This is a genomic window from Schlesneria sp. (assembly GCF_036405755.1).
In the GTDB taxonomy this organism is placed as follows: Bacteria; Planctomycetota; Planctomycetia; order Planctomycetales; family Planctomycetaceae; genus Schlesneria; species Schlesneria sphaerica.
Genome location: NZ_DASWWZ010000761.1, coordinates 1 through 9,550, shown reverse-complemented (window position 1 = coordinate 9,550; position 9,550 = coordinate 1). Strand labels below are relative to the sequence as shown.

The 9,550-nt window shown below is 57.7% G+C and carries 6 protein-coding genes and 1 pseudogene; 4 read left to right on the top strand and 3 right to left on the bottom strand.

The features are described from left to right. Positions 1 to 334, top strand: a pseudogene (locus tag VGE80_RS24940) (D-alanine--D-alanine ligase); the annotation flags it as partial. Positions 335 to 622: 288 nt separating this feature from the next. Here the strand turns inward: VGE80_RS24940 and VGE80_RS24935 are convergent. Next, on the bottom strand, positions 623 to 1,840 hold the full coding sequence (locus VGE80_RS24935) for a glycosyltransferase family 87 protein (protein ID WP_440594533.1): 1,218 nt from the start codon (positions 1,838 to 1,840) through the stop codon (positions 623 to 625). 315 nt (positions 1,841 to 2,155) lie between these two features. Here VGE80_RS24935 and VGE80_RS24930 point away from each other — a divergent pair, with 315 nt between their 5' ends. Further along, positions 2,156 to 2,785, top strand: a complete 630-nt coding sequence (locus tag VGE80_RS24930; RefSeq protein WP_440594532.1) for a hypothetical protein — start codon at positions 2,156 to 2,158, stop codon at positions 2,783 to 2,785. Between the two features lie 409 nt (positions 2,786 to 3,194). Here the strand turns inward: VGE80_RS24930 and VGE80_RS24925 are convergent, their stop codons facing one another. After that, the gene (locus VGE80_RS24925) at positions 3,195 to 4,409 is read right to left on the bottom strand and encodes an argininosuccinate synthase (RefSeq protein WP_373653719.1); all 1,215 of its coding nucleotides are present in this window, start codon (positions 4,407 to 4,409) and stop codon (positions 3,195 to 3,197) included. A gap of 590 nt (positions 4,410 to 4,999) precedes the next feature. On the opposite strand from VGE80_RS24925, the gene cimA reads away from it, so the two are divergent. Beyond that, the gene (gene cimA, locus VGE80_RS24920) at positions 5,000 to 6,571 is read left to right on the top strand and encodes a citramalate synthase (RefSeq protein WP_397568706.1); all 1,572 of its coding nucleotides are present in this window, start codon (positions 5,000 to 5,002) and stop codon (positions 6,569 to 6,571) included. Between the two features lie 47 nt (positions 6,572 to 6,618). Here cimA and VGE80_RS24915 read toward each other — a convergent pair whose 3' ends face one another. Then, positions 6,619 to 6,741 carry a hypothetical protein gene (locus VGE80_RS24915; RefSeq protein ID WP_373653721.1) on the bottom strand — a complete coding sequence of 41 codons (123 nt, stop codon included), beginning with the start codon at positions 6,739 to 6,741 and terminating at the stop codon, positions 6,619 to 6,621. A gap of 175 nt (positions 6,742 to 6,916) precedes the next feature. Between VGE80_RS24915 and VGE80_RS24910 the strand changes: the two genes are divergently transcribed. After that, positions 6,917 to 9,550, top strand: a 2,634-nt coding sequence (locus VGE80_RS24910) for a valine--tRNA ligase (RefSeq protein ID WP_440594531.1), incomplete at its 3' end; no start/stop codon positions are given.

The following is a 9,550-nucleotide window of genomic DNA, read 5'->3' as shown; positions in this document are numbered from 1 at the left end:
CGTCTTCGACTCGGGAGTTCCCGCAGACGTGGTCGAGTCACTGGAACGAGTGGCCTGGAATGCCTGCTCGGCCATTGGGACGAGTGGTCTGGCGCGAGTCGATCTACGACTCGACGCACAGAATCAGGCGTGGGTTCTGGAAATCAACACGATCCCTGGATTCACGGATCACAGCCTGCTCCCGAAAGCGGCGGCCAGAGTCGGCATCGATTTTCCGGTACTCTGCGACCGAATTGTCCGCTCCTGCCTGCGAAAGTCGATCACCGCTCACAGGCACGAGGTTCAGCTTCGCCCTCATGTTCTCCTGACCCCACGTGAGCGAGCACACCACTAAGCGTTCAGATTAAGCGTTCAGATCACAATTAGCATTCAGATCACAACCGCACCGGAATCAGACCGGTGCGGTTGTGATCATTCTGGTTCAGAGTGAAACGCAGCATCGCAGCCGTCCCGCTGGAAGAACCGGCTGAATGGGGGAATCGCATCCGATGTCCCATCGTGGTCGCCCCTATCGGAGTGGTCGCCCCTCTGCAGTGGCAAAAAAACCATCGCCGGTCACGCACAGTGAAGAGGATCTGCGAGGGCGATCCCCTGTCCACGATGTACTTCGAGCATGAGGCCGCTATGCCGCTCGGGCATGCGAAATGTCATTCGTGAGACGCTCATCAGACCCCTTCTCACTCGTGCGCCCCGAAGCGGCGGTGATCTCGCTCAGAAGCCGTCCCACGAGATAGCTCGACACACCGATGCAGACGAGAGGAGAGATCCAGATCGCTCGATCGCGCGGCGTAAACAGCACACCGAGTTCGTAGTTGGACAAGGTGAGAACCACGGCGGCAATCATCCATGCGGTGGCTCGCCTGTCCTTCCGGACCAGAGCGGCTTCCGCGAGCAATGCGCCGTAAACGGGTCCCACCATCGTGTAGGTATTCCCCTCGGTACGGGAGTTAAACAGCATCAGGTAACAGGCCGTAAACGAAAAGAGATACAAGGCTGCTCGCTGTGGTGACAAATGTCGTGCCGCCTGCCAGCAGGCCAGCAGTGTCGAAGCAGCCGCCACGAGCCGGATTCCTGTTCGAAGTGGGGACGGCAGGTCCACACCCGCAACCTGCAGCATGCCGAAGAACTGGGCCCAGTATCCCGTTTCCCCCACCTTGAACGTTACATCGAGATTCTGCACACAGGCCTGATATTGCGAGATCACATAGTCGGGCCGCTGAGTCGCGAAAGGGACCAGCCCGACGATGATCAGGCCGATCACCAGACGCCACGACGTTTTTGGATAGACCACTGCGGCCAGCATGATCATGACGAGTGCCAGGGGCTTAAATGCGAAGGCGAGCGATAACAATGCCGTGGCGCGCCACCAGCGCTGTTCGCTCAAGTCCGCTGCGGCGTAGATCATCAACCCGGTAATCAACAGTGTCGACTGGCCATTTCGGGCACAACCCCAGGCGAGCACGACAGAGGCAGCGGTGGCAATGAAAAACCAGCGACCCTCGCCCCCCAGCAGCTTCGTCATCCGACTCAAGCTTCCCGCGAGCACAGCGATCATGCACATCCGCCAGACAAGCTCACTAGCCGTATGCGGCAGAAAGGCCCAGGGTGCATACGTCAGGGCCGCCTGAGGCAGGTACAGGAACCCATGCCCTTGCATGTTGTACAAGGGTTCGCCGGCAAACCAGTGGACGACGGCGGACTGATATGCGCCCGTCACCGACCGTTCCTGACCATTGCGAATCGACAGTCCCACAACGGAGCAGACAATCACGGTCAGCGTCAACCAGAGCCACCAGCCGGCTCGACGATATTGCGGCGACGAAGTCGTTTCGACCGACATGAGGTTCTTCCCTGAATTTCGTGCGGTGACCAGCCAGACCCTTCTCCAAAGGGCTTCCCAGCGGGATGCAGTCCGGAGAATACGCGGCTTTTCGAAAATCGGTCAATGTCAGTCCCCCACACCGTGATTTCCCACTCGTTTGTCTCAATTTACCCATCACTTCGACCACTTCGGATCGGAGATGAACCGGGTGACAGCGAGGGGTGTCCCTTCCGAACACCTCCAACGCCAGTAGGGTTAACGGCGGTCGGACGAACTGCTAACTTGTGGAAGCGCAGAACGTGATACTTTCCCGGAGCGACCCGAAAGGACTCGATGCCAGAATCTGAAACGCCGCCCATCTACATCCCCGCCCCACCGCGTAAGCGAGGCCTGCAGCGGGTGCTCTCGATCATTGCCATCGTCGTCTGCTGCAGTTTTTTTGCTTGCGCCGGATGTTGTTTTCTAGGTTTGCTGTTCTTCGGCCCCAACGTCGTCGACACCCCTGCTGGGGCCGAGGAAGCCGCCTCGCAGATCGTCAACTGGACACTGCCCGATCAATTCGTCGGGAAAACCGGCAGCACCATCGACAACGCCCTCCTCCGCATGGATGTCGCGAAGTTCGTGCATCAGGAAGGTCGTGGCGTGATGGTAGTCGGCCAGTTGTACTTCAAGTTGATGCCCTATCAGGGACAGTATGAGCAGCTTCAAGACGTCCTGGAAAAGATGATCCCCGAACTTCGCAAGCTCGATCTAACAGAACAGACGACTCGGACCATTGTCATCCGGAACAGCAATGCCACTTTCCAAATCGAACGAGGAGAAGACCGGGCCTCGACGACTCGCTACCGCCGCGTGACGGGCCATTTCCGCGGCAAACGAGACCGGGCGGTCGTCATCCTGGAAGTCGAAGAAGCCTTTATGACCGACGAAGAACTCGAAAAGTTCATCGATTCAATCAAGTAGCCCGGAAACCGAGATAGCATCGCAAGCGCCGCTCTAACAGCCTGGGACACGTGGCGACGCTCCCGCTGAACTCATTAAACATCACGCGGACGTGCCACGTGATCACTCTGACCGTCGACGATGAAGCGGGACGGGGTCGCAGGGTGGAGATTTCGTAGCAGCTACCCCAATGCAGACTTCGTTCCTGCATGCGGAGTTTGAGCTGAAAGATATTGGCAATACAGCTTGCCCTGGCCTCGCCCATTCGGCTGATCTAACGACGAACACTCATCCCGCAAGAGCAGGATGAGTGTTCTGAATCGGGCGTTCGCCGGAGGCCCCGGATAACTAAGGACCTGCTGGCGAACGCATATCGCATCGAATTGAAGGAGCGATCCCAGGTCAGACCGGGTCCGGGGAAAGCTGACGATCAGTATGCGCGGGGTCTGACGCGTCCCTGAACGCGACCGGGCAAGCCCATCAGCCGCAGGAACCCTTCGGCGTCGTTCTGGTTGTACGAACCACCCGCTTCCATGCTGGCGATCTTGTCGTCGTAAAGACTGTTCGGGCTGGTTCGACTGGTGACGGTGATGTTTCCTTTGTACAGCCGCAGGCCGACTTCACCCGTCACCACGGACTGGGTCTGCTTGTTGAACGCCATCAGGGCATCCATTTTCGCCGTGTACCAGAAACCGTAGTAGACCATCTCGGCCACTTCGGGCGACAGGCGATCACGCAGGTGCAGCAGGTCCCGGTCGAGCGTCAATTGCTCAACATAGCGATGGGCTTCGTAGAGCAACGTCATTCCGGGGGCTTCGTACACACCGCGGCTCTTCATCCCGACAAACCGGTTCTCGATCATGTCGAGCCGCCCGATTCCGTTGCGGCCACCGATCTTGTTCAGTTCGAGCACCATCGTCAGCGGGCTGACCTTCTTGCCGTTCAAGGTCACGGGCACACCCTGTTCAAATCCGATCGTCACTTCTTCGCTCTTATCAGGAGCTTCCTGCGGTGACACGGTCATGCCGTAGTCAGGGACATCGACTCCGGTCACCTTCGGATCTTCCAGGACACCCGCTTCATAACTGATGTGCAGGCAGTTTTCGTCCGAACTGTACGGCTTGGCGACCGAAGCTTTGACCGGAATCCCCTTTTCCTGGCAGAACGCGATCATTTCGGTCCGGCCGGGGAACTTGTTGCGATACTTATCAATTCGCCAGGGAGCGATGATTTTCACGCCTGGCTCGAGCGCTTCCGCCGCCAACTGGAAGCGACACTGATCGTTCCCTTTTCCCGTGGCACCGTGAGCGTAAGCTTCGGCCCCGACTTCACGAGCAACCTGCAGGCAGATCTTGGAAATCAGCGGACGCGCGATCGACGTCCCCAGCAGGTAAACCCCTTCGTATTTGGCCTGCCACTGCATGACCGGGAAAGCGAAATCGCGGCAGAGTTCTTCCTGAGCGTCGACAATTCGAGCGGACTTGGCGCCGCAGGCATACGCTTTTTTCAGCACCGCGTCACGATCTTCACCCGGTTGCCCCAGATCGACATAGACGCAGTGAACGTCATAGCCTTCGTCCTGCAACCAGCCGAGAATCACCGATGTATCCAAACCGCCTGAATAGGCGAGTACGCAACTCGACATAACCAAGGTTCCAAAAAAGTGAATGAGTCAAACTGCGACAAGCGCCGCCCAACCTGTCCAGCCAGCGGCCCGGCTTTCACTGCCACTCCCTCTGTGGGCAATCGGCTCCCATCAGGGGCAATCACGCGGAAGGAAAAGCGATTCAAGCCGCAGCAAGACCGACACGCTCTCGTCGCCGGCAGGTCCGTGGTCGCCTCGCCTGCTTGAATCTGAACGTCGCGAGGACTTGTGCGCTGTCAGCAGTGTAATCGATCACGATGCACAGTGGCAGCGTAAGCGCCGCAGCGCGTCATGACCGCCCCGGGTGACAGTTTGACGTTTTCCCCCTGTCTGTTTATGATTCCCGCTCGTCAAGACTGAGCTGCCTGCAATTGGCTGATTGCTTCACAAGGCGATTTTAATGCCTCTCCCACCGGTAATTCGACTTCGATGTGCTTCTCAGGCGTTCATCGCCGGGATGATTGTCGTATCGATTATTGGAGACCTGTAACAGGCCTTTGGGTGTTCTTGCAAATACAACACTAGTAAAACACTAGCCCTCAGGTCAGACCTGAGGGCTTTTTTCTTGATGTGATACCGAAAGCAGACCTATGTCGAGAATCCAGATCTACGATACGACGTTACGCGACGGCAGCCAGGGCGAAGGTGTCAACTTCTCGCTTCAGGACAAACTGCTGATCACACAAAAACTCGACGAGGTCGGCATCGACTTTATTGAAGGGGGATATCCTCTTTCGAATCCCAAGGATGCGGAATACTTTCACCGCGTGCGGGACCTGACACTCAAGCACGCGAAAATCGTTGCATTCGGAATGACCCGACGGCGAGGTTGCGCAGCGGAAGACGACATCGGCATGATCGCCCTGCGCGACGCCCGATCCCCTGTCGTCACGATTGTCGGCAAGACCTGGGACCTGCATGTCCGCGAGGTGCTCAACATCGACGAAGCGGAAAATCTGGCCATGATCCGCGATTCGATCGCCTTCCTCAAAGCCGAAGGCCGCCAGGTCTTTTATGACGCTGAACACTTTTTCGATGGGTTCCGTGCCAACCCTGACTTCGCACTCAGGACCGTCTCGGCCGCACAGGAAGCCGGGGCCGACACCATTGTTCTTTGCGACACGAATGGCGGTCGCCTGCCCGAAGAAATTGCAGCCGCCGTCGATGCCGTCCGGAAAGTTCTCAAGGTCCCCGTCGGGATTCATTGCCACAATGACTGTGAACTGGCCGTCGCCAATTCACTCGCCGCTGTCGATCACGGTGCCGTCCAGGTCCAGGGGACCATCAATGGGATTGGTGAACGTTGCGGCAATGTCGACTTGATCAGCGTCGTCGGCAATCTGGGCCTGAAAAAGGGATACGACGTCCTGCTCGAAGGGGGCATGATCCACCTGACCGAGCTTTCACGGTACGTTTACGAAATTGCGAATATGAACTTCAGGTCGGGGCAGGCGTTTGTCGGCTCAAGCGCCTTCGCACACAAGGGAGGGATGCACGTCCATGCCGTCAATCGACTGGCCTCCAGTTACGAACATATCCCGCCGGAAACCGTCGGCAACCAGCGGCGGGTTCTAGTCAGTGAACTCTCGGGGCGTTCAAACATCATCGCCAAGACGACGAAGTTTGAAATCGAGAATGACAAGGAACTGATGGCGCGGATTCTCGAACGCGTTGTGGACCTCGAGAATGAGGGATACCAGTTCGAAGCGGCCGAAGCCTCATTCGACCTGCTGGTCCGCAAAGAAGCGGGAGTCTACGAACCGAAGTTTCAGCCATTGCAGTATCGTGTCAATGTCGAAACGACGGCAGGCCGGGGAACGATTACCGAGGCCACGATCAAACTGCGAGTCAATTCCCGTACCGAGCACGTGGTCGCAGAAGGGGACGGTCCTGTAAACGCCCTCGACACGGCTCTGCGTAAGGCCCTCTCCGCCGCCTATCCGAACCTCGCCCAGATGCAGCTTGTCGACTACAAGGTCCGCGTCATTAACTCCACCGAAGGAACTGCCGCGAGAGTTCGTGTCGTGATCGAAAGTCGAGACCACACCGATGTCTGGAGCACCGTCGGGGTCAGCGAAAACGTGATCGAAGCGAGCTGGCTGGCTCTGATCGATAGTGTGGAATACAAGCTTTACAAGGATGCAGAAGCGAAAGCCGAGTGAATTTCCAACGTCAACTTCAAGCGAAGCGGGCCTGCCCACACATCCCATTAAGCAGGACCGAATCCCTGATTGGTAATCGGTTGAAGCAGCGGCCTGTTTCGCTCGCCACGGGTCGTTGCCTCAAGCACGAGCTGGACGGGAGATAACCGATTCCCGACGACTGTGATCATCGACATTCCGGAGTTGGTTCGAAGGCAAGCACGCGTCTTCTGCCAATGACTCAGCAAATGATTTATCATCCGTCAGCCAGACAATCCGATTGTCCGTCGATGACCCCGACAGATCTGTGATACGCAGCATCTAACAACAATCTCTCCTCATACTCATACGGCACCGTAAGTATCTATGACGACTGAAATCCCCAAACAATACGAACCTGCTGCCGCAGAAGCCAAATGGACTCCATTCTGGGAAGAGCGTGGTGATTGTGATGCCAATCCGCCACTGCCGGGTGATCCCACCCCCAAACCGCCCCATGTCATCATGATCCCGCTGCCGAACGTGACCGGCGCACTTCACATGGGTCACGCCTTGAACGGCACGCTGCAGGACCTGCTGACCCGTTGGCGCCGCATGCAGGGCTACGAAGCCCTCTGGATGCCGGGGACCGATCACGCGGGGATCGCCACCCAATCCGTCGTCGAAAAGCGAATGCTGGAAGAAGAGGGCCTGACACGACACGACATCGGCCGCGAAGCCCTCGTGAAGCGTATCTGGAACTGGAAGGATTCCTACGAAAAGCGAATCCTCAGCCAGTTGAAAAGCCTGGGAGCCAGCTGCGACTGGCGGCGCGTTCGGTTCACGCTGGACGAAGTCTGCTCGCGTGCCGTGCGGCAGACCTTCTTCAAAATGTTCAAAGATGGCTTGATCTACCGTGGAAAGCGTCTCGTCAACTGGGACACGTATCTGCAGACTGCCGTCGCGGATGATGAAGTTTACGACGAAGAAATTGACGGGCATTTCTGGACAATGAACTACCCTGTCGTCGACGAAGCCGGTCAGCCAACCGGCGAACGAATCTCGTTCAGCACGACGCGGCCGGAAACCATGCTTGGCGATACGGCGGTTTGCGTGCATCCGACCGACGAGCGATACACGCACCTCATCGGCAAACGGGTGCGCATTCCGCTGAATGGACGCCTGATTCCCATCGTCGCCGACGGGTTGCTGGCCGACAAAACGCTGGGGACCGGTTGCGTCAAAGTGACCCCCGCCCACGACCCCAACGACTATGCCTGCTGGTCGCGTAACAAAGACACCATGGGCGAGCCGATTAATATCCTCAACCCCGACGGAACTCTTAATGAGCAGGGAGGAATCTGGCAGGGGCAGGACCGACTTGCAGCTCGACAGGCTGTGGTCGCGGAAATGGAAAAGCTCGGCCACTTCGAAAAGGTCGAGGATCGCAAGATCCCGATGAAGCACAGCGACCGCTCGAAGACCCCCATCGAACCGTATCTTTCTGAACAATGGTTCGTGAAGATGGATACCCTGGCGCAGGCTGCCATCGATGTGGTGAATCAGAACCGGGTGACGTTCTACCCTGAACGCTATCGTACGTCGTACCTGGACTGGCTCGCCGAAAAGCGTGATTGGTGCATCAGCCGTCAACTCTGGTGGGGACATCGGATTCCCATCTGGTCGAAAACCTACTCGAAAGACGAGTTCGAAAAGGCTTTCCCGGAAGGTTATCGCTTTGATTCGGAACTGGAGCAGGCCCCGTGGTTCCACGGAGCGGTTTCGTTCGATGACGCGAACTACGCCATCCGAGTCTGTTTCGACGAAGGGCACCGCGACATCGAGCAACGTTTCGAACAGGACGGGTTCACGCAGGAAGAAGACGTCCTCGACACGTGGTTCAGTTCAGCGCTGTGGCCCCACGCAACGCTTGGCTGGCCCGACAGAGAGCACAATCCCCCGCTGATTGGCGAGGCGTCACAGCCTGCCTCAGGCCGGAACGAAGTCCTTCCGTACTTCTACCCCGGCAGCGTGCTCGTCACGTCCCGCGACATCATCACGTTGTGGGTGGCGAGGATGGTGCTGACCGGGCTTTACAACATGGGCGACATCCCCTTCAAGCATGTCTGCATCCATCCGAAAATTCAGGATGGCTTCGGGCAGACCATGTCCAAATCCAAAGGGAACGGCGTCGATCCGCTCGAACTCATCGAGAAGTACGGCTGTGACGGAATGCGGTTCACAATCGCCTCGTTCGCGGGCGAGACCCAGGATGTACGACTGCCGGTGGGATACGAGTGCCCCCACTGCCAGGGGGTGATTCCTCAGGAACAGCACCATCTGAAATTCAAACCGGGCAAGCCCCGCATCAAGTGCGTGAAATGCAAGAAAGAATCACAGTATGCCACACCGAACTACGTTCCCGATGAAGGGGAACCGGTCGCACGCATCGTGATCGAACGGTTTGAATACGGCCGTAACTTCTGCAACAAGCTGTGGAACGCCGCTCGATTCGCCATGCTGAATCTGGAGGGCTACGTCGCTGGCGTGGTTGACCTTTCCACTCCCGACGCAGCGCTCGCGAACGATTCTCCAGCAGCGGAAAATGGCCTGGCGATCGAAGACCGCTGGATCCTGTCCCGACTGGCAACGGTCACAGACGAACTGACATCACTGCTCAGCGTCTACAAGTTCGATGCAGCAACACGCTCTCTGCGAGATTTCGTGTGGAACGAGTTCTGTGACTGGTACCTTGAGATGATCAAGCCACGTCTCAGAGACGAACAGCGCAAGCCGACCGCACAGCGTGTCCTTGTGGCTGTCCTCGACACGACACTCCGACTGCTGCATCCGTTTACCCCCTTTATCACAGAAGAACTCTGGCAGCGACTGCGTGAGATCGCACCGACGCGCGGACTTCCTGTCCCCGCCCCCGCATCCGACGCGATCATCGTCGCCCCGTGGCCGACCGGTCTGGAAACTCTCCGCGATCCGATTCTGGAATCCCGCTTCCAACGGCTG

Bases quoted from the DNA above. Each gene is read 5' to 3' on its own strand.
- VGE80_RS24935 (WP_440594533.1), bottom strand. From the start codon at position 1,840: ATGTCGGTCGAAACGACTTCGTCGCCGCAATATCGTCGAGCCGGCTGG.
- VGE80_RS24930 (WP_440594532.1), top strand. From the start codon at position 2,156: ATGCCAGAATCTGAAACGCCGCCCATCTACATCCCCGCCCCACCGCGT.
- VGE80_RS24925 (WP_373653719.1), bottom strand. From the start codon at position 4,409: ATGTCGAGTTGCGTACTCGCCTATTCAGGCGGTTTGGATACATCGGTG.
- cimA (WP_397568706.1), top strand. From the start codon at position 5,000: ATGTCGAGAATCCAGATCTACGATACGACGTTACGCGACGGCAGCCAG.
- VGE80_RS24915 (WP_373653721.1), bottom strand. From the start codon at position 6,741: ATGATCACAGTCGTCGGGAATCGGTTATCTCCCGTCCAGCTCGTGCTT.